Here is a 388-nt window from a genome sequence, read left to right as displayed (position 1 = left end):
CGGGCGATGGAGACCACCCGGTGGCTGGAGATCCCCTGCGGTTTGTCGACGAGGAGGATGCCGTCCGGCGCGGTTTCGAGCACCAGGCGAGATTACCAGCGCCGGTCAGCAGGCGTCGTTCCACTCGCGGCGGGGGTGCTCGGGATCGGTGACGTCGAGCACGGCGGAGGCCGCGATCTTCACGTCGGCACGACGCTCGAGTCGGCCGGACTCCTGCTCGACCCACAGCGACCAGCGCCACAGGGTACGGACCCCGGGCGCCAGGATGCCCCGTCCGTGCACGATCAGGACCCCGTCACCGGCTCCGGTCGTGCGGAAGGGCGTCACCAGGTCGGATCGGAGCGTGTCCTGGTCAGCGGACGGCGCGGCGGCCGCCATCGCGGAGATC

At 71.4% G+C, this 388-nt stretch carries 1 pseudogene; it reads right to left on the bottom strand.

Annotation, left to right across the window (positions count from 1 at the left end):
• Nucleotides 1–105 precede the first annotated feature (105 nt).
• A pseudogene (locus BIU91_RS18685) lies at nt 106–388 on the bottom strand (hypothetical protein); the annotation flags it as partial.

The sequence above is a fragment of the Curtobacterium sp. MMLR14_002 genome (genome assembly GCF_001864975.1).
GTDB lineage: Bacteria > Actinomycetota > Actinomycetes > Actinomycetales > Microbacteriaceae > Curtobacterium > Curtobacterium flaccumfaciens.
This window is presented reverse-complemented; position numbering and strand designations above follow the sequence as displayed.